This window comes from Pseudomonas sp. CFII68 (assembly GCF_000416195.1).
In the GTDB taxonomy this organism is placed as follows: Bacteria; Pseudomonadota; Gammaproteobacteria; order Pseudomonadales; family Pseudomonadaceae; genus Aquipseudomonas; species Aquipseudomonas kilonensis.
Genome location: NZ_ATLN01000051.1, coordinates 1 through 18,679 on the forward strand (window position 1 = coordinate 1; position 18,679 = coordinate 18,679).

The window sequence follows — 18,679 nt, forward strand, 5'->3', positions numbered from 1 at the left end:
AGCGGGCTTGCTCGCGAATGCGGTGTGCCAGATGACATGTTCGTCAACTGACACACCGCATTCGCGAGCAAGCCCGCTCCCACAGTGGTTATGAGTTGTCAGTTTTAGCCTTTGAGCGTCTTCCAGACCTTACTAACAGCCAGCACCCCGACCAACACCACCGCCCCCGCGACAATCCCCGCCAGCGCATTGAGCAACATCGGCACGATAAACCCGGCGCCACCGGCGCTGGCCGTCACGCCTTCGATCCAGTGATGCACCGCCGGCACGCCGTGGGTAAGGATGCCACCGCCCACCAGGAACATCGCTGCGGTGCCGATCACCGACAAGCTTTTCATCATATAGGGCGCTGCGCGCAGGATGGCCCCGCCGATGCTTTTGGCGACCTGTCCTGGCTTCTGCGTCAACCAGAGCCCCAGGTCATCGAGCTTGACGATGCCCGCCACCAGGCCGTACACACCGACGGTCATGACAATCGCAATGCCCGACAGCACGATCACCTGTTGAGTCAGCGGCGCATCGGCGACGGTGCCGAGGGTGATGGCAATGATTTCCGCCGACAGAATGAAGTCGGTGCGCACCGCGCCCTTGATCTTGTCCTTTTCGAAGGCCACCAGATCGACCGCCGGATCGGCCACTGCCTCGACCAGTTGCGCATGTTCGGCCTGATCTTCGGCCTTGCTGTGAAGGAACTTGTGGGCCAGTTTTTCGAACCCTTCGAAACACAGGTAGGCGCCGCCCACCATCAACAACGGTGTCACCAACCAAGGGACGAAGGCGCTGATCGCCAGCGCCGACGGCACCAGGATCAATTTGTTGATGAACGACCCCTTGGCCACCGCCCACACCACCGGCAGTTCCCGCTCGGCACGCACACCTGACACCTGCTGGGCATTGAGCGCCAAGTCATCGCCGAGCACACCGGCGGTTTTCTTGGCGGCCATTTTGGTCATCAGCGCAACATCGTCGAGCACGGTGGCGATATCGTCGATCAGTACCAGCAAACTGCTTCCGGCCATGAAGGGGCTCCTTGAATAATGATGCCGCGAAGCATACCGCGAGCCGTGGTGCCTTGGGGCATTCTTGAGCGCCGCGCGAGGCCGGTGCTACCATGCGCCACCGCCAGAACAGGCAAGGAACCCCTGGGTTTATGAGCACTATCCGCGAGCGCAACAAAGAATTGATCCTGCGTGCCGCCAGCGAAGAATTTGCCGACAAGGGCTTCGCCGCGACCAAGACCAGCGACATCGCGGCCAAGGCAGGCCTGCCCAAACCCAACGTCTACTACTACTTCAAATCCAAGGAAAACCTCTACCGCGAGGTCCTGGAAAGCATCATCGAGCCGATTCTCCAGGCTTCGACACCGTTCAATGCCGACGGCGTTCCCGGTGACGTGCTGAGCCACTACATCCGCTCCAAGATCCGCATCTCCCGCGACCTGCCCTTCGCCTCGAAAGTCTTCGCCAGCGAAATCATGCACGGCGCCCCCCACCTGAGCCCCGACCTGGTGGACCAACTCAACGCCCAGGCCCGGCACAACATCGACTGCATCCAAACCTGGATCGACCGCGGCCAGATCGCCCCCATCGATCCCAACCACCTGATGTTCAGCATCTGGGCCGCCACCCAGACCTATGCCGATTTCGACTGGCAGATCAGCGCCGTGACCGGCAAGGCCAAGCTGGATGAAGCGGATTACGAAGCGGCGGCGCAGACGATTATTCGGTTGGTGTTGAAGGGGTGTGAGGTGGATCGCTAGGCTCAGGACCCCATCGCCTTTATCGAAAGCGGTGGGTCAGTTTGTGAATATGCTGAACATGCCGCCGTCTTCGCGAGCAAGCCCGCTCCCACAGGGTCCCCAGTGTTCACTGATCCAATGTTCGCCACAGATCCCTTGTGGGAGCGGGCTTGCTCGCGAAGGCGGCGACTCGATTTCAAGTCAAAGCCAGATGGCATCCCACAACGGATAGTCGCCAAGTCGCTCTACCAGACCTGCCCGCAGTGGATTTGCCACAACATAGCGAGCCAGCTTTACCAAATCCTCTTCCCGCCGCAGCGCTCGATCGTGGTAACCCGGTTGCCAAAGGCTGCCAGCCCTACCAGCCGCCTCGTTGACTCCCTTGGCACTGATGGACTTCACCCGACACATCAACTGCCCCAAGGACCCACGGTGCAGTTGAATCAACCAATGAACATGATCAGGCATGACGACAAAAGCCAGGGAGTCAGCAATGCCCTGCTCCTGTACCGCCCGGAATTGACGGATAACAGTTCTGCCCAAGCCATAGTCTTTGAAGACCGGTTCGCGCTCTAGTGTATTGGCGGTCAATAAGTAGATGCGGTTCTGCTCTGCATAGCGACCGATACGCAAGCGATGTGAAGCTGAGCGTACAGGCATTCCGTCGCCCTCCTTTCCCAATGAAGTCCTAAAAGGCTAGCGCTGTGAATACAACATCATGGTCAGACTCTTTAGCCGGATGTGTCTGGTCGATTGCCTTCGCGAGCAAGCCCGCTCCCACAGGGGATGTGCAATGTTCACACATTTTGTGTCGACAACCAGATCCAGTGGGAGCGAGCTTGCTCGCGAAAACGCCAGTCAATTCACCGCAAAATCAAACAGTAACCCCCACATCCGCCCTCAACCGCAGCGCCTCCACCGCCCTGACCGCCACCTGCTCATCCACATCCGAAACATCACCACTGACACCAATCGCCCCCAGCACCTTCCCATCCTGATCCCTGATCAACACCCCACCCGGTGCCGGTACGACGTTGCCCTGCCCCAGCCCGTTCAATGCCGCGAAAAACGCCGGGCGTTGCTGGGCGTCCTGGGCCAGCAGGCGTGAGCCTTTGCCCAGGGCGATGGCGCCCCAAGCCTTGCCGATGGCGATCTGCGGGCGAAGCAGGCTGGCGCCGTCTTCGCGCTGCAAGGCAACCAGGTGCCCGCCGCTGTCCAGGACCGCGACGGTCAGGGGCGCAGCGCTGATTTCACGACCGGCGGCAAGGGCTTGCCCGGCCAGGTTGACGGCGATTTTCAAGGTTAGAACGCTCATGGGTGCTGTCCTTCTTTTGTTATGGGAGAGCCTTGTGGGCTTCACTTTCAGCAAAACCGAACACAACAAATAGAACACAACAATACATATTTTTGTATACAATAATTTTCACAAAGCACCTTAATCGATGGAAGGCCGTAGCAAAACCTGGCCTTCCGACGAATGAAACAGATGCTTGAGGAAATGGATTGACCTGCGCCGTTTACCGTGAATACACTCTGCGCAAAGCCACTTGTATACAATTACAAAACGTAAGAGGCACAAAACAATGAGCAAAATGAGAGCAATCGAAGCCGCCGTTCTGGTAATGCGCCGTGAAGGCGTGGACACCGCCTTCGGTATCCCGGGTGCCGCGATCAACCCGCTGTACTCCGCCCTGCAGAAGGTGGGTGGCATCGATCACGTCCTTGCTCGCCACGTTGAAGGCGCCTCGCACATGGCCGAGGGCTACACCCGCACCAAGGCTGGCAATATCGGCGTGTGCATCGGCACCTCGGGCCCGGCCGGCACCGACATGGTGACCGGGCTCTACAGCGCCTCGGCCGATTCGATCCCGATCCTGTGCATCACCGGGCAAGCCCCCCGCGCCCGTCTGCACAAGGAAGACTTCCAGGCTGTGGATATCACCAGCATCGTCAAACCCGTGACCAAGTGGGCAACCACCGTGCTGGAGCCCGGCCAGGTGCCGTATGCCTTCCAGAAGGCGTTCTTTGAGATGCGCTCCGGCCGTCCGGGCCCGGTGCTGATCGACCTGCCGTTCGACGTGCAGATGGCCGAGATCGAATTCGACATCGACGCCTACCAGCCACTGCCCCTGGCCAAACCCGCGGCCAACCGCGTGCAGATCGAGAAAGCCCTGGCGATGCTCAATCAGGCTGAGCGTCCGTTGCTGGTGGCCGGTGGCGGCATCATCAACGCCGATGCCAGCGAACTGCTGGTGGAGTTCGCCGAACTGACCGGCATTCCCGTCATCCCTACCTTGATGGGCTGGGGCACCATCCCCGACGATCACCCACTGATGGTCGGCATGGTCGGCCTGCAAACCTCCCATCGCTACGGCAACGCCACCTTGCTCAAGTCGGACGTGGTGCTGGGCGTCGGCAACCGCTGGGCCAACCGTCATACCGGTTCGGTGGACGTCTACACCGAAGGCCGCACGTTCATTCACGTGGACATCGAGCCGACCCAGATCGGCCGTGTCTTCACGCCCGACCTGGGTATCGTCTCCGATGCCGCCTCGGCCCTGACGGTGTTCATCGAAGTGGCCCGTGAATGGCAAGCCGCCGGCAAGCTGAAAAACCGCGACGCCTGGTTGCAAGACTGCCAGCAACGCAAGGCCAGCCTGCAACGCAAGACGCATTTCGACAATGTGCCGGTCAAGCCACAGCGCGTGTACGAAGAAATGAACCAGGTGTTCGGCAAGGACACCTGCTACGTCAGCACCATTGGCCTGTCGCAGATCGCCGGGGCGCAGTTCCTCCATGTCTACAAGCCGCGCCACTGGATCAACTGCGGTCAGGCCGGCCCCTTGGGCTGGACCATTCCGGCCGCGCTGGGGGTGGTCAAGGCCGATCCGAGCCGCAAGGTCGTGGCGCTGTCGGGCGACTATGACTTCCAGTTCATGATCGAAGAGCTGGCGGTGGGTGCGCAGTTCAAACTGCCCTACATCCATGTCGTGGTGAACAACTCCTACCTGGGCTTGATTCGCCAGGCCCAGCGCGGGTTCGACATGGACTACTGCGTGCAGCTGTCCTTCGACAACCTCAACGCCCCGGAACTCAACGGTTATGGCGTGGATCACGTTGCCGTGGCCGAAGGCCTGGGATGCAAGGCCCTGCGGGTGTTCGAACCGTCCGGCATCCAGCCGGCCCTGCGCCAGGCCCAGGCGATGATCGAGGAGTTCAAGGTGCCGGTGATCGTCGAGATCATCCTGGAACGGGTGACCAACATTTCCATGGGCACCGAGATCAACGCCGTCAATGAATTTGAAGATCTGGCGCTTGTGGGCAACGATGCACCGACTGCCATTTCGCTACTCGATTGACCTGTGGGAGCGGGCTTGCTCGCGAAGACGGCTTCAGATCCAACAAAGATGTCGGCTGATACACCGCTTTCGCGAGCAAGCCCGCTCCCACAGAGGGGTTTGCCAAATACTTACAGGAGACCACCATGCCGCGTTTCGCCGCCAACCTGTCCATGCTGTTCACCGAGCAGGATTTTCTCGCCCGTTTCGAAGCCGCCGCCAAGGCCGGTTTCAGTGGTGTCGAATACCTGTTTCCTTATGACTACAGCTCCGCCGAACTCAAGGCCTTGCTCGACGCCAACGGCCTGACCCAGGTGCTGTTCAACCTGCCGGCCGGTGACTGGGCCAAGGGCGAGCGCGGCATTGCCTGCCTGCCGGACCGGGTCGAGGAGTTCCGCGCCGGTGTCGACCTGGCCATCGCCTACGCCCAGGTGCTGGGCAACACCCAGGTCAACTGCCTGGCCGGGATTCGCCCGCAGAACTGCAGTGAAACCCTGGTGGAGAAAACCTTCGTCGCCAACCTGAAATACGCCGCCGAGAAGCTGCAGGCCAACGGCATCAAGCTGGTAATGGAAGCCATCAACACCCGTGACATTCCCGGCTTCTACCTGAACAACACCGCCCAGGCCCTGTCGATCCGCGAGCAGGTGGGCAGCGCCAACCTGTTTCTGCAGTACGACATCTACCACATGCAGATCATGGAAGGTGACCTGGCCCGGACCCTGTCGGCGCACCTGGGCGAGATCAACCACGTGCAACTGGCGGACAACCCGGGCCGCAACGAGCCGGGCACGGGCGAGATCAACTATCGCTTCCTGTTCGAACACCTGGACCGCATTGGCTACACGGGTTGGGTCGGCTGCGAATACAAGCCGCTGACCACCACCGAAGCGGGTCTGGGCTGGCTGAAAACCCATAACGCGATCTGAACACCTTCCCCTGTAGGAGCTGCCGAGTGCAACGAGGCTGCGATCTTTCCCCTGACACTTGAGTCCCGGGCGAAAGATCAAAAGATCGCAGCCTCGCTTCGCTCGACAGCTCCTACGAGCAGCGATAACAACAAGAGGATTTCCCCATGGCTAAAATCGGATTCATCGGCACCGGCATCATGGGCCACCCCATGGCACTGAACCTGCAAAAGGCCGGTCACAGTCTGTTCCTGTCCCAACACCATGACCCGGCCCCGACCGACTTGCTGGCGGGTGGCGCGGTGGCGCTGGCCAACCCGAAGGAAGTGGCCCAGGAAGCCGAGTTCATCATCGTCATGGTCCCGGACACGCCGCAGGTCGACGACGTGCTGTTCCGCGCCGACGGCGTGGCGGCGGGTGTGGGCGCGGGCAAGGTGGTGATCGACATGAGTTCGATCTCCCCCACCGCCACCAAGGCGTTCGCGGCGAAGATCAATGAAAAAGGCGCGCAGTACCTCGATGCACCGGTGTCCGGCGGTGAAGTCGGCGCCAAGGCCGCGACGCTGAGCATCATGGTCGGTGGCGACAGCGCCGCCTTCGAGCGGGCCCTGCCGCTGTTCCAGGCCATCGGCAAGAACATCACCCTGGTGGGCGGCAACGGCGACGGCCAGACCGCCAAAGTGGCGAACCAGATCATCGTTGCCTTGAACATCCAGGCGGTAGCCGAAGCGTTGTTGTTCGCCTCGAAAAACGGTGCCGACCCGGCCAAGGTCCGTGAAGCGCTGATGGGCGGTTTCGCTTCGTCGAAGATCCTCGAAGTGCACGGCGAACGCATGATCAAGGGCACCTTCGACCCGGGCTTCCGCATCAGCCTGCACCAGAAGGACCTGAACCTGGCGCTGCAAGGCGCCAGGGAACTGAACATCAACCTGCCCAACACCGCCAACGCCCAACAAGTGTTCAGCACCTGCGCGGCCATCGGCGGCAGCCACTGGGATCACTCGGCGCTGATCAAGGGGTTGGAGCACATGGCCAATTTCTCCATCCGCGACAACTGACACACCAAAAACCCTGTGGGAGCGGGCTTGCTCGCGAAAGTGATCGATCTGCCAATGAAGTATTGACTGACACACCGCCTTCGCGAGCAAGCCCGCTCCCACAGGGGTCTGCGTTGCCCTTCAAATAACAAGAATCCCGGGAGCCCGCCATGTCGGTCGATCCGCAACAACTGCTGCGCGAGCTGTTTGCCACAGCCATTGACGCGGCCCATCCGCAACACGTCCTTGAACGCTACCTGCCCAGCGACCGCAGCGGCCGAGTGATCGTCATCGGTGCCGGCAAGGCCGCGGCGGCCATGTCGCAAGTGGTCGAGCGCTGCTGGCAGGGTGAAGTCTCTGGCCTGGTGGTAACCCGCTACGGCCATGGCGCGCCCTGCCAGAAAATCGAAGTAGTGGAAGCCGCCCACCCGGTGCCTGATGCCGCAGGCCTGGCCGTGGCCCAGCGGGTGCTGGAAATGGTCAGCAACCTCAGCGAAGACGACCGGGTGATCTTCCTGCTGTCCGGCGGCGGTTCTGCCCTGCTCGCCTTGCCCGCCGAAGGCATCACCCTGGCCGACAAGCAATCGATCAACAAAGCCCTGCTCAAATCCGGCGCGACCATCGGCGAGATGAATTGCGTGCGCAAGCACCTCTCGGCGATCAAGGGCGGGCGCCTGGGCAAGGCCTGCTGGCCGGCGACGGTGTACACCTACGCGATCTCCGATGTGCCCGGGGATCTTGCCACGGTCATTGCCTCCGGCCCCACCGTGGCCGACCCCAGCACGTCGGCCGAAGCCCTGGCGATTCTCCAGCGCTACCAGATCGAGGTGCCGGCCTCGGTGCGCAACTGGTTGCACAGCCCGGCATCGGAAACCGTCAAGCCCGGCGACCCGAGCCTGGCCCGCAACCACTTCCAATTGATCGCCCGCCCCCAGCAGTCATTGGAGGCCGCGGCGGTGAAGGCGCGCCAGGCCGGTTTCAGCCCATTGATCCTCGGCGACCTGGAAGGCGAATCCCGGGAGGTGGCGAAAGTCCACGCTGGCATCGCCCGGCAAATCGCCCTGCACGGCCAGCCACTGGCGGCGCCGTGCGTGATCCTCTCCGGCGGCGAAACCACCGTCACCGTGCGCGGCGACGGTCGTGGCGGGCGCAATGCAGAATTCCTGCTGAGCCTGACCGACAGCCTCAAGGGTCATCCCGGCATCTACGCGCTGGCCGGCGACACCGACGGCATCGACGGTTCCGAAGACAACGCCGGTGCCCTCATGACCCCGGACAGCTATCGCCGCGCCGCCGCGCTGGGCCTGTGCGCCAGCGACGAGTTGGACAACAACAACGGCTATGGCTACTTCGCCGCCCTGGATGCGCTGATCGTCACCGAACCGACCCGCACCAACGTCAATGACTTTCGCGCCATCCTGATCCTTGAGAACCCCGAACATGACGCCTGATAAGAAGGTCAAGATCCTCGCCACCCTAGGCCCCGCCACCCGCGGCATCGATGACATCCGCGCGCTGGTACAGGCCGGCGTGAACATCTTCCGCCTGAACTTCAGCCACGGCGAGCATGCCGACCACGCCCAGCGCTACCAGTGGATTCGCGAGGTCGAGCAGCAGCTCAATTACCCGCTGGGCATCCTGATGGACCTGCAAGGTCCGAAGCTGCGGGTCGGCCGATTCGCCGACGGCAAGGTCCTGCTGCAACGCGGCCAGGCCCTGCGTCTGGACCTGGACCCGACGCCCGGCGATCAACGCCGGGTCAACCTGCCCCACCCGGAAATCATCGCGGCCCTGGAGCCCGGCATGGACCTGCTGCTGGACGACGGCAAGTTGCGCCTGCGCGTGACCGCCAGGCACAGCGACGCCATCGACACCGAGGTGCTCAACGGCGGCGAGCTGTCGGACCGCAAAGGCGTGAACGTGCCCCAGGCCGTGCTCGACTTGAGCCCGTTGACCGCCAAGGACCGGCGCGACTTGAGTTTCGGCCTGGAGCTGGGCGTGGACTGGGTGGCGCTGTCGTTCGTCCAGCGTCCCGAGGACATCCGCGAGGCTCGCGCGCTGATCGGCAACCAGGCGTTCCTGATGGCGAAGATCGAGAAGCCGTCGGCGGTGGCCCAATTGCGGGAAATCGCCGAATTGAGCGACGCGATCATGGTCGCCCGCGGTGACCTGGGTGTCGAAGTCCCGGCCGAGAGCGTGCCGCAGATTCAGAAGAACATCATCGGCACCTGCCGCGCCCTCGGCAAACCGGTGGTGGTGGCGACCCAGATGCTCGAGTCGATGCGCTTCTCCCCGGCGCCCACCCGCGCCGAAGTCACCGACGTGGCCAACGCCGTGGCCGAGGGGGCCGATGCGGTGATGCTGTCGGCGGAAACCGCTTCCGGGGATTACCCCCTCGAAGCCGTGCAGATGATGAGCAAGATCATCCGCCAAGTGGAAAACGGCCCCGACTACCAGGCGCAACTGGATGTCAGCCGGCCAAAAGCCGAGGCCACGGTGTCGGATGCGATCAGTTGCGCGATCCGTCGCATCAGCAACGTGCTGCCAGTGGCGGTGCTGGTGAACTACAGCGAATCGGGCAGCTCCAGTCTACGGGCGGCGCGGGAACGGCCGACGGTGCCGATCCTCAACCTCACACCGAACCTGCAGACCGCTCGCCGCCTGACGGTGGCCTGGGGCGTGCACTCGGTGGTCAACGATCGGTTGAAGCAGGTGGATGAAGTCTGTTCCACCGCCCTGGAAATCGCCCAGGCCCAAGGCATGGCCCAGCGCGGCGATACCTTGCTGATCACCGCGGGCGTGCCGTTCGGGCAGCCGGGGTCGACCAATTCGTTGCGCATTGAGACGCTGATCTAATTTTCTGTGACCAGAGTTGTTTCTGTAGGAGTTGGCGAAGCCTGCGATCTTTTGATCTTGATCGTTCACTCTCGACTCAATGGGTAGGGGGAAGATCGCAGCCTCGTTGCACTCGACAGCTCCTACACCGCTCCTACACAGCTCCTACGGGGCTATCTCTGGCCACAGTGCTCTCTTACCTCTGACCCATCATGCCCAACCATTCTTCCACCACCCACTGCCCCGACTGGGCCACCGCCCTGCTCAACGGCTTCAGCCAAGTCTTCCTCCAGCGCCATCCGTTGTGCGGCCTGCTGTGCCTGCTGGCGATCCTGCTCACTGCGCCCGCCCTGTTCGGCGGTGCGTTGCTGGGCGGGGTGGCCGGGTTGCTCACGGCCCAGCGACGCGGTTACGCCAAGGCCGACCGGCAAGTCGGGCTGTTCAGCTACAACGGCATCCTGCTGGGCTTGTTGCTGAGCCTCGCGTTGCCCTGGTCCGTCCTGTTGCCACCGTTGATCATCGCCGCAGGCGGTCTCAGCGCGATGCTGACCCAGCAATGGCTCAAGCGCAGCCGAGGCCCTCGATGCCTGCCCGCCTACACCGCGCCTTTTGTCGGGTTGGCTTGGCTGCTGATGAGTTTCACCCTGCCGCCGCCCCCAACCACCACGATTGAAATGACGATACCCAACCTGCTGGCCGCGCATTTGAGCGGGCTGGGCCAGGTCATGTTTCTCGGCCATCCGGCGGCCGGTGCGCTGATCGCGGCGGGCCTGCTGCTGGCCGACCGTCGCGCTGCCGGTTGGGCATTGTTCGGTTCCGCCGCCGGCCTGGCCTTCGCCTTGTCGCAACATGAAAACGCAACCGCCCTTTGCGGCCTTGGCGGTTACAACCCAGTGTTGGTGGCTCTGGCCCTCAGCCAGCAGCGCCGCCAACCCTGGCTGCCACTGGCGGGCATTCTCCTGGCGGTCATGCTTGCCCCAGGTTTTATCGCCCTCGGCCTTCCCCCACTGACGGCACCGTTCATCCTCGCGTGTTGGCTGATCCAGGCCAGCGGCCGGGTGTGGCGCCAGGCCAGCCTCGACAGCGCGCCTTGCGCTCTGCAGGGCAATCGCCCTAGGCTTCGCTGATTCCGGTTCAGGCGACGATTATGCAAAGCAGCAACAATTGGCGCGAACGCCTCTACGTGATCATTTTCCAGACCGACACCGTCGCCGGCCGGCGCTTCGACAGCACCTTGCTGTTGATCATCCTCGCCAGCCTGGTGATCGTGATGCTCGACAGCATCGACAGCGTGCACAAAAACTACGCGGCCCTGCTGGCCGGTATCGAGTGGGGCTTCACCTTCATCTTCATCGTCGAGTACGGCCTGCGCCTGTACTGCTCGCCCAAGCCGCTGCGCTATGCCTTCAGTTTCTACGGGCTGGTGGACCTGCTGGCGATCGTGCCGGGGATCCTGGCGCTGTACTACAGCGATGCCCAATACCTGTTGATCATTCGGATCATCCGCATGCTGCGGATTTTCCGTGTGCTCAAGCTCAGCCCTTACCTCAAGCAGGCCAACTACCTGATGGCGGCACTGCGGGGGAGCAAGCAGAAAATCATCGTGTTCCTGGTCAGCGTCTCGACCCTGGTAACGGTATTCGGCACGCTGATGTACGTCATCGAAGGCCCTGGGAATGGCTTTACCAGCATCCCCAAAGGCATCTATTGGGCTATCGTGACACTGACCACGGTGGGCTTCGGCGACATCGTGCCCAAGACGCCACTGGGCCAGGTGGTGTCATCCCTGGTGATGATCACCGGTTACTCGATCATCGCCGTGCCAACGGGTATTTTCACGGCTGAACTGGCCACGGCCATGCGCGGCGACCAGCTCCAGCACGATTGCCCGGTGTGCAGCAAAAACAACCACGAACACGGTGCCGCTTTCTGCTCCCGTTGTGGCAATGCGTTGTTTAAGAAATTGGAATAAGCAAAGCACTTTTTGATGCTTGAAGGTCTATAGGCTTGCAGCTAGTGTGCTGGCTAATTGCCCGGAACCCCCGTTGATAAAAAGGAATTCGCAGTGAAGAACTTCTTTGGCGCCTCTCTTCTCGCCGTCGGCCTGACCTTTGGCAGCCTGGCCCACGCCGCCCCGACCCTGCTCAACGTTTCCTACGACGTGATGCGCGATTTCTACAAGGACTACAACACCGCCTTCCAGAAACACTGGCAGGCCGAGCACAACGAAAACATCACCGTGCAGATGTCGTTCGGCGGCTCCAGCAAGCAGGCGCGTTCGGTGATCGACGGGCTGCCGGCGGATGTCATCACCATGAACATGGCCACCGACATCAACGCCCTAGCGGACAACGGCAAACTGGTGCCCGAGAACTGGGTCACCCGCTTGCCGAACAACAGCGCGCCGTTCACCTCGGCCACGGTGTTCATCGTGCGCAAAGGCAACCCGAAAGCCTTGAAAGACTGGCCCGACCTGCTCAAGGACGGTGTGCAGGTGATCGTGCCCAACCCGAAAACCTCCGGCAACGGTCGCTACACCTACCTCTCGGCCTGGGGTTACGTGCTGAAAAATGGCGGTGACGAGAACAAGGCCAAGGCCTTCGTCGGCAAACTGTTCAAGCAGGCACCGGTACTGGACACCGGCGGTCGCGCCGCGACAACCACCTTCATGACCAACCAGATCGGCGACGTGCTGGTGACCTTTGAAAACGAAGCGGAGATGATCGCCCGCGAATTCGGCCGCGACCAGTTCGAAGTGATCTACCCGAGCGTGTCCGCCGAGGCCGAGCCACCGGTCAGCGTGGTCGACAAAGTCGTCGAGAAAAAAGGCTCCCGCGAAGCCGCCGAGGCCTACCTCAAGTACCTGTGGTCGCCCGAAGGCCAGGAAATCGCCGCTGCCAACTACCTGCGCCCACGGGACCCGGCGGTACTGGCCAAATACACCGACCGCTTCCCGAAAGTCGACTTCCTGTCCGTGGAAAAAACCTTCGGCGACTGGCGCACGGTGCAGAAGACTCACTTCAATGACGGTGGGGTGTTCGACCAGATCTACAGCGGGCAATAAGGTAGAACAAGCTGTACGCGAGCCTGTGGCAAAGGGATCTGTGGGAGCAAAGCTTGCTCGCGATGAAAACAGCGCGGTGCCTCTGGAACCGAGGTGCCTGTATCGCGGGCAAGCCTTGCTCCCACACAGGCTGGCCCCGACCACCAAGCTTTGGTCCAGAGATCCCCTTGCCACAAAATCTTCCCAGCTTCCTTGTGCGCCCCATCATCAACTGCAAGCATGACTGATATCAATCGCAAGCCCTGTTCCAGGGCCCCCTAACGCTTTAGCCTCGCGCCATCTTTCCTGTTCACTGACGAGATTGCCATGAGTGCTCATTCCCCCACGCCCGGCAGCACCTTGACCCGCGGCATGGTCCTGCTCTTCGCCTTCTGCTGTGGCGCCATCGTCGCCAACATCTACTACGCCCAACCCATCATCGAACTGATCGCACCCGACGTCGGCCTGAGCAGCACCATGGCCAGCCTGATCGTCTCGCTGACCCAGATCGGTTATGCCCTGGGCCTGTTTTTCCTGGTGCCGTTGGGTGACTTGCTGGAAAACCGGCGGCTGATGATCATCACCACCGTGGTGGCGATCGCCAGTTTGTTAGGGGCAGCGTTCACCGATCAACCGAACGTATTCCTGCTGGTTTCGCTGTTGGTGGGGTTCAGCTCGGTGTCGGTGCAAGTCCTGATTCCGCTGGCCGCACACCTGGCGCCGGAGGAGACCCGGGGTCGGGTCGTGGGTGGGATCATGGGCGGCCTGCTGCTGGGGATCCTGCTGGCGCGGCCAGTCTCCAGCGTCGTGGCCGATCACTTCGGCTGGCGGGCCATGTTCATCATCGCCGCCGCATTGATGGCCGCCATCAGCATCGTCCTGGCGCTGACCGTGCCCAAGCGCCAGCCCGACCACAGTGCCTCTTATGGCCAACTGCTGGGCTCGCTCGGCACCCTGCTGCGCCAACAACCGCTGTTGCGGCAACGGGCGTTCTACCAGGCTTGCCTGTTCGCCACGTTCAGCCTGTTCTGGACCGCCGTGCCACTGGAACTGTCACGCAACCATGGCCTGTCCCAGACTGAAATCGCCTTGTTCGCCCTGGTCGGTGCCATTGGCGCCATCGCCGCCCCCATCGCCGGTCGCCTGGCGGATGCCGGCCATACCCGCAACGCCTCGCTGCTGGCGATGTTGTTCGCCAGCCTGAGTTTCCTGCCGGCGTTCATCCATCCGCTGTACAGCGTGATCGGCCTGGCAGTGACCGGCGTGGTCCTGGATTTCTGTGTGCAGATGAACATGGTCCTGGGCCAGCGCACCATCTATGCCCTCGATGCCAAGAGTCGCAGCCGGCTGAATGCGCTGTACATGACCAGCATCTTCGTCGGTGGCGCCTTCGGCTCATCGATTGCCAGTGCGGTGTACGAACACGGCGGCTGGTTGTGGGTGGTGATCGTCGGCAGTGCCTTCCCACTGTTGGCCTTGCTGCGCTTCTTGAGCACCTCGCGCAAGCCGTCCCTGGCCACGGCCTGAGTACCCCACGCCTAAAAAAGCCCGGTCGCCTTCAGCGCCCGGGCTTTTGGGTGGAGCGTGTCAAATCCGCACGTTGCCACGCGGTCCGGCAATCGCCCAGATGATCAGGCCCAGTACCGGCAACAGCAGGATCAGCAGCACCCAGAGGATTTTCATCCCGATTTGCGCGCCACTCTTGAGTACATTGATGATCGCCCAGATATCGAGCGCCAGGATGATCAGGCCGACCAGGCCGTTGAAAGTGGAACCCATGGTGTCGCTCCCAAATGGTGATGTGCACCCTTAGGATAGCGGGCGCCAGGCAAGGGTTCCGTTTTATTGCTTCAGACGTGGACCGCGACCTTGAGGGCTTCCAGGGCCGGCGCGGCGGTGATGCCGACTTCGGCACACAGCTCCAGCACCCGCGGCACGTCGTTGCCGTACACCAGCACCATTTGCAATTCATCGTCGAGCAATTGGCTGAAGTTCATCAGCACGTAGCCGCCGTTTTCCTTGTTCAGGCTGCTCATCTGGATCTGGATGCGGTTCAGCGCGGTCAGGGCTTCGGTCTTCGCCAGTTGCTTGGGCTTGAGGTTGAACGCCACGCCGGGGCCGAACGAGGCGACGATCTGTTCGAACAGGTCCACGTAGGTGTCGGCCTGGAACAGCACGGTGTCCGGCAGGCTGCCCACCACTACCCACTCACCCAACGGGATGGGGAACGTGTCGTCGTAGTTGATATCGGGGTTGGCCGCCAGGAAAACCGTCGGATCGGCGTAGGCCTGGGCCGCTTCGTCAGCGATTTTCGCGATGTCCGCCTCGCCGAGGCAGCCAGAGCTGATTTTACCGATGAGTTCGATGAGGGCGGCTTTCATGGGGTGAATCCTGTGGCGAAGGGTGTTTTGAGGGCGGGCAGGATAGCGCATTCGCATGCAGATTAGGATTGGAGAAGGACCTGTGGTGAACGAGCATTTTGTGGGAGCAAAGCTTGCCCGCGATGAAAACAACGCGGTCTCTCTGGAACCGAGGTGCCTGTATCGCGAGCAAGCTTTGCTCCCACAGCCTTTCAGCCCAACAACTTTTCCAACTGCGCCGTGGTGTCCACCGCGCCCATGGTCTTGGCGGCATCGAGGGCCGAGACGCCGTTGGCATCCTTGGCTTTCGGGTCGGCGCCTTTGCCGATCAGGTAGTCGACGATTTCCACGCGGTTGAACATCGCCGCCATCATCAGCGCGGTACGACCATCGAAGGAGGCGCCTTCCACTTGCGCGCCGCCATCCACCAACGCCGAAACCACCGCCAGGTCGCCCTTGAACGCCGCGCCGGCAATCGGGCTCTGGCCGTTGTCGTTGCGGATTTCCGGATCGGCCTTGTGCTCCAGCAACACTTTCACCGTTTCCACATGCCCGTGGTAAGCGGCCAGCATCAACAAGGTGTCGCCCTTGTGGTTACGCAGGTTGGGTGGCAGGCCCTTGCTCAGCAACGCGGCCATCATGGCCGCATCACCCTGGCGTGCGACGTTGAACACCTGCTCGGCAAACTCCGCAGCCTCTTCCGGGGTCATCTGGCGGCTAGTATCGGACATGGGAAACTCCACTCGGGTCTTCGCAAAGCGGCTAGTTTCCCGAGGGACCCGGGCGCTGTCATCCCTTTTTTCACTGTGCCCGTCATAGTCAGAATCAATAACGCAATTGTCCGCCCTGAATCCGAACGGCCAGCTGCCGATCCACCCGCACGTAAGTATCGGTTCCCGGCAGCCAGGCGAAGATCGGCTCATCCCCGGTAACGCATGGGTCGAACGCTTCGGCCTTGAGGCGAGTCTTCTGGTACTTGAAGGTGCCGGTGGTGTCCATTTTTACCTTGATACGCAGGAACAGCGGCACGGCATAGGCAGGCAGCTTGCCTTGCAAAAACTGCAACAACTCGCTGAAGTCCAGGGTCGCCAGGGATTCGGACGGGGTGATTGCCGCCATGCCGGCACGGCCATTGGTGCCATTGATCTCCACGCCATAAGCCACTGCCTCGGCCACCTGCGGATGTTGCAGCAGCACATTTTCGACTTCCGTGGTGGAGACGTTTTCGCCTTTCCAGCGATAGGTATCGCCGAGTCGATCAACGAACTGCCCATGCCCGAAACCAATGTTGCGCAACAGGTCTCCGGTATTGAAGTAACGATCACCCGGCGCAAAGACATCCCGGCAGATGGTTTTTTCGGTCAAGGCCTGATCGGTGTAGCCATCCAGTGGCGCCTTCTCGTCGATCCGCGCCAGCAACAGGCCCGGTTGGCCCCTGGGCACTTTTTGCATGCGACCTTGCAGGTTGCGCAACGGCAGGCCGCTGGCATGGTCGTACTGCACCAATTCCCAGCCCATCAGGGAAAACCCGATGGTGTTGTCGAAATTCAGGATGTTGGTGAAACCGATATTGCCGTCGCTGGCCGCATACAGCTCACAGATGTGGTCGATGCCAAACCGGGTCTTGAAGGTCGACCAGGCCCCGGGCCGCAGACCGTTGCCGATCATTTTCTTCACACCGTGGTGGCGGTCATCGGCAGCGACAGGCTGGTCGATCAGGTAGCGGCACAACTCACCGACATACCCCAGCGTGGTCGCCCGGTAGCGGCGTACGTCGCTCCAGAACTGGCTGGCGCTGAACTTGCGCCGAATCGCGAAGCCCGATGCACCACAGATCGCTGCGCCCCAGCACACGCACAAGCCCGTGGCGTGGTACAGCGGCAACGTGCAATACACGACATCGTCGGGCTGCATGTCCAAGGCGATCAGGCCGAAGCTGGTGGACGTGCGCATCCAGCGACCATGGCGAAACACCCCAGCCTTGGGCAGCCCGGTGGTGCCCGAGGTGTAGAGATAAAAACACGGGTCGTTGCAGAACACCTGCTGGCTGCTCGCCGGGTTATCGCTTGGGTAATCCTCGCCGCCAGCCATCAGGTCGATGAAACCGGACGGGGCATCGGACGGGATATCGGCGCTGTCCTGATCCGCCAGCCACCAGGTCCTGCTGCTCGATAGAGTGGTTCGCTCTCGTATGTCGTTGAAGGCCGCGACCCGCTCATCCCCCACCACCACCGCGACCGGGTTGACCAGGGCCAGGCTGTGCACCAGCGCGTCGCCGGTTTGCGAGGTGTTGAGCATGGCACTGACCGCGCCAACCTTGGCCATCGCCAGCACGCTGATCAACAGCTGTGGCCGGTTCTCGATGAATATCGCCACGCAATCGCCCTTGCCGATGCCCTGGGCCAGCAGGTAATGGGCGATGCGATTGGCCTGCGCGTTGACCTGTGCATAACTCAACACCGTAGCGCCGCACAGCAGTGCCGGGCCCTGGGGATTGCGTTGCGTGGCCTGCTCGAAACACCAGCCCAGGCCGCAAGGCTGGGTCGGGTCCTGGACGTTGGCCAGCTTCATGCCTTTGACGATCCGGGGGACGGCTCTGGCAATGGCTGGCAGCTTGCGCAGCATCATGCCCCAGGTAATCGCGTCGCTGGGTGTACGACTCATGGTGATCTTCCCCGTTCGACCTCGTGGGTCTCGGTTCTTGTTATCGGGCAGGAGGTGATTTGGCTCGAAAGTACGCTGGCAATTGCGGCGCTGTACACGCGGTTTTTGCAATGTTTTGTATCCGCTGCCCGAGACAGGCGAAGCGTGAGCGCCGCAAAACGATTTGGTTCCAAAAATCATTGCCCGACCACGCAAAATGCAGGATGCACGATGGCGATTCATGCAAGATGCACGAAATCAAAAATACAGCAAAAACATAACTATCTGTTTTTAAAGGGTTTTATATAAATCCAAATGCTGGCACAGACAGTGCAACCTCCCCTCCACGGTTTGCCATACATGGAGCAGTCAACTATGAACATGATTCAAGAAAAGTTTGCGTCCCTGTTTTCCAACTACGAAGTGACCACCCAGCCCCGCCCGGATGGCGGCATTTTGCTGACCTTGCGTAATAGTGACGGCAAGCTGTTCAAACGCACGATTTCCTATGCTCAATTGCATGCGGGGGATCAGTTGTCCTGGGCGATCAGTGCGATTCGTCGTGACCTGGCTGAACAGGCTAGCGAGTTGCCCCAGATCACCTTGTTGCAGAGCCAGCATCGGTTTGCTTTGCCGACTTACCATAGCGCTTGAGTTTGCTTTGCTGTTCACTTGGAAACGGCGCTTTTTTCAGAGATGGGAAGCGCCGTTTTTTTTCGCCTTGCGGAAACCCGCTTTGGTGAGTAGATCCGTTTCTTCGGTAACGGCGGCTTATGG

Annotated in this window: 18 protein-coding genes; 11 read left to right on the forward strand and 7 right to left on the reverse strand. The window is 61.4% G+C overall.

Annotated features, from left to right (window positions below; genetic code table 11):
- Window positions 1-104 precede the first annotated feature (104 nt).
- Window positions 105-1,019 carry a DUF808 domain-containing protein gene (locus CFII68_RS18010; RefSeq protein ID WP_018604648.1) on the reverse strand — a complete coding sequence of 305 codons (915 nt, stop codon included), beginning with the start codon at window positions 1,017-1,019 and terminating at the stop codon, window positions 105-107.
- Between the two features lie 131 nt (window positions 1,020-1,150).
- Here CFII68_RS18010 and CFII68_RS18005 point away from each other — a divergent pair, with 131 nt between their 5' ends.
- Window positions 1,151-1,759, forward strand: coding sequence for a TetR/AcrR family transcriptional regulator (locus tag CFII68_RS18005; protein WP_018604649.1), 609 nt, complete (start codon window positions 1,151-1,153; stop codon window positions 1,757-1,759).
- A gap of 180 nt (window positions 1,760-1,939) precedes the next feature.
- Here CFII68_RS18005 and CFII68_RS18000 read toward each other — a convergent pair whose 3' ends face one another.
- On the reverse strand, window positions 1,940-2,398 hold the full coding sequence (locus CFII68_RS18000; RefSeq protein ID WP_018604651.1) for a transposase: 459 nt from the start codon (window positions 2,396-2,398) through the stop codon (window positions 1,940-1,942).
- A 214-nt stretch (window positions 2,399-2,612) separates the two neighbouring features.
- Window positions 2,613-3,053, reverse strand: coding sequence for a heme-binding protein (locus CFII68_RS17995; protein ID WP_018604653.1), 441 nt, complete (start codon window positions 3,051-3,053; stop codon window positions 2,613-2,615).
- 268 nt (window positions 3,054-3,321) lie between these two features.
- Here CFII68_RS17995 and gcl point away from each other — a divergent pair, with 268 nt between their 5' ends.
- The 9 genes from gcl to CFII68_RS17950 all read left to right on the forward strand — a co-directional run bounded on the left by gcl (window position 3,322) and on the right by CFII68_RS17950 (window position 14,426).
- Window positions 3,322-5,097 (forward strand): glyoxylate carboligase, encoded by a 1,776-nt coding sequence (gene gcl, locus CFII68_RS17990; RefSeq protein ID WP_018604654.1) that lies wholly within the window; start codon window positions 3,322-3,324, stop codon window positions 5,095-5,097.
- A 125-nt stretch (window positions 5,098-5,222) separates the two neighbouring features.
- Complete coding sequence (gene hyi / locus CFII68_RS17985; protein WP_018604655.1) at window positions 5,223-6,005, forward strand: hydroxypyruvate isomerase; 783 nt, start codon at window positions 5,223-5,225, stop codon at window positions 6,003-6,005.
- A 146-nt stretch (window positions 6,006-6,151) separates the two neighbouring features.
- Window positions 6,152-7,042: a 2-hydroxy-3-oxopropionate reductase gene (locus tag CFII68_RS17980; protein ID WP_018604657.1), complete on the forward strand. Its 891-nt coding sequence runs from the start codon at window positions 6,152-6,154 to the stop codon at window positions 7,040-7,042.
- Between the two features lie 149 nt (window positions 7,043-7,191).
- Window positions 7,192-8,472 (forward strand): glycerate kinase, encoded by a 1,281-nt coding sequence (locus tag CFII68_RS17975; protein WP_018604659.1) that lies wholly within the window; start codon window positions 7,192-7,194, stop codon window positions 8,470-8,472.
- Window positions 8,462-9,877, forward strand: coding sequence for a pyruvate kinase (gene pyk, locus CFII68_RS17970; RefSeq protein ID WP_018604661.1), 1,416 nt, complete (start codon window positions 8,462-8,464; stop codon window positions 9,875-9,877). Before CFII68_RS17975 ends, pyk begins: the two co-directional genes overlap by 11 nt.
- A gap of 191 nt (window positions 9,878-10,068) precedes the next feature.
- The gene (locus tag CFII68_RS17965; protein WP_018604663.1) at window positions 10,069-10,983 is read left to right on the forward strand and encodes an urea transporter; all 915 of its coding nucleotides are present in this window, start codon (window positions 10,069-10,071) and stop codon (window positions 10,981-10,983) included.
- A gap of 20 nt (window positions 10,984-11,003) precedes the next feature.
- Window positions 11,004-11,828, forward strand: coding sequence for an ion transporter (locus CFII68_RS17960; RefSeq protein WP_018604665.1), 825 nt, complete (start codon window positions 11,004-11,006; stop codon window positions 11,826-11,828).
- A gap of 93 nt (window positions 11,829-11,921) precedes the next feature.
- Complete coding sequence (locus CFII68_RS17955) at window positions 11,922-12,920, forward strand: sulfate ABC transporter substrate-binding protein (protein WP_018604667.1); 999 nt, start codon at window positions 11,922-11,924, stop codon at window positions 12,918-12,920.
- 306 nt (window positions 12,921-13,226) lie between these two features.
- Entirely contained in the window at window positions 13,227-14,426 is a 1,200-nt protein-coding gene (locus CFII68_RS17950) for an MFS transporter (RefSeq protein WP_018604668.1), read from the forward strand.
- 60 nt (window positions 14,427-14,486) lie between these two features.
- Here CFII68_RS17950 and CFII68_RS17945 read toward each other — a convergent pair whose 3' ends face one another.
- From CFII68_RS17945 to CFII68_RS17930, 4 genes are all read right to left on the reverse strand, one after another.
- On the reverse strand, window positions 14,487-14,678 hold the full coding sequence (locus CFII68_RS17945; protein WP_014339608.1) for a PLDc N-terminal domain-containing protein: 192 nt from the start codon (window positions 14,676-14,678) through the stop codon (window positions 14,487-14,489).
- A 71-nt stretch (window positions 14,679-14,749) separates the two neighbouring features.
- Window positions 14,750-15,280, reverse strand: a complete 531-nt coding sequence (locus CFII68_RS17940; protein WP_018604671.1) for a hypothetical protein — start codon at window positions 15,278-15,280, stop codon at window positions 14,750-14,752.
- Between the two features lie 191 nt (window positions 15,281-15,471).
- Window positions 15,472-15,990: an ankyrin repeat domain-containing protein gene (locus tag CFII68_RS17935; RefSeq protein WP_018604674.1), complete on the reverse strand. Its 519-nt coding sequence runs from the start codon at window positions 15,988-15,990 to the stop codon at window positions 15,472-15,474.
- A 94-nt stretch (window positions 15,991-16,084) separates the two neighbouring features.
- Window positions 16,085-17,923, reverse strand: coding sequence for a long-chain-acyl-CoA synthetase (locus CFII68_RS17930; RefSeq protein ID WP_018604676.1), 1,839 nt, complete (start codon window positions 17,921-17,923; stop codon window positions 16,085-16,087).
- 354 nt (window positions 17,924-18,277) lie between these two features.
- On the opposite strand from CFII68_RS17930, the gene CFII68_RS17925 reads away from it, so the two are divergent.
- Window positions 18,278-18,556: a DUF3509 domain-containing protein gene (locus CFII68_RS17925; protein WP_003204481.1), complete on the forward strand. Its 279-nt coding sequence runs from the start codon at window positions 18,278-18,280 to the stop codon at window positions 18,554-18,556.
- The last annotated feature ends 123 nt before the right edge of the window (window positions 18,557-18,679 follow it).

Coding starts and splice junctions, on each gene's coding strand:
- CFII68_RS17935 (WP_018604674.1), bottom strand. CDS start 15,990: ATGTCCGATACTAGCCGCCAGATGACCCCGGAAGAGGCTGCGGAGTTT.
- gcl (WP_018604654.1), top strand. CDS start 3,322: ATGAGCAAAATGAGAGCAATCGAAGCCGCCGTTCTGGTAATGCGCCGT.
- CFII68_RS17930 (WP_018604676.1), bottom strand. CDS start 17,923: ATGAGTCGTACACCCAGCGACGCGATTACCTGGGGCATGATGCTGCGC.
- CFII68_RS17980 (WP_018604657.1), top strand. CDS start 6,152: ATGGCTAAAATCGGATTCATCGGCACCGGCATCATGGGCCACCCCATG.
- CFII68_RS17965 (WP_018604663.1), top strand. CDS start 10,069: ATGCCCAACCATTCTTCCACCACCCACTGCCCCGACTGGGCCACCGCC.
- CFII68_RS17925 (WP_003204481.1), top strand. CDS start 18,278: ATGAACATGATTCAAGAAAAGTTTGCGTCCCTGTTTTCCAACTACGAA.
- CFII68_RS18010 (WP_018604648.1), bottom strand. CDS start 1,019: ATGGCCGGAAGCAGTTTGCTGGTACTGATCGACGATATCGCCACCGTG.
- CFII68_RS18005 (WP_018604649.1), top strand. CDS start 1,151: ATGAGCACTATCCGCGAGCGCAACAAAGAATTGATCCTGCGTGCCGCC.
- pyk (WP_018604661.1), top strand. CDS start 8,462: ATGACGCCTGATAAGAAGGTCAAGATCCTCGCCACCCTAGGCCCCGCC.
- CFII68_RS17975 (WP_018604659.1), top strand. CDS start 7,192: ATGTCGGTCGATCCGCAACAACTGCTGCGCGAGCTGTTTGCCACAGCC.
- CFII68_RS17945 (WP_014339608.1), bottom strand. CDS start 14,678: ATGGGTTCCACTTTCAACGGCCTGGTCGGCCTGATCATCCTGGCGCTC.
- CFII68_RS17950 (WP_018604668.1), top strand. CDS start 13,227: ATGAGTGCTCATTCCCCCACGCCCGGCAGCACCTTGACCCGCGGCATG.
- CFII68_RS17940 (WP_018604671.1), bottom strand. CDS start 15,280: ATGAAAGCCGCCCTCATCGAACTCATCGGTAAAATCAGCTCTGGCTGC.
- CFII68_RS18000 (WP_018604651.1), bottom strand. CDS start 2,398: ATGCCTGTACGCTCAGCTTCACATCGCTTGCGTATCGGTCGCTATGCA.
- hyi (WP_018604655.1), top strand. CDS start 5,223: ATGCCGCGTTTCGCCGCCAACCTGTCCATGCTGTTCACCGAGCAGGAT.
- CFII68_RS17995 (WP_018604653.1), bottom strand. CDS start 3,053: ATGAGCGTTCTAACCTTGAAAATCGCCGTCAACCTGGCCGGGCAAGCC.
- CFII68_RS17960 (WP_018604665.1), top strand. CDS start 11,004: ATGCAAAGCAGCAACAATTGGCGCGAACGCCTCTACGTGATCATTTTC.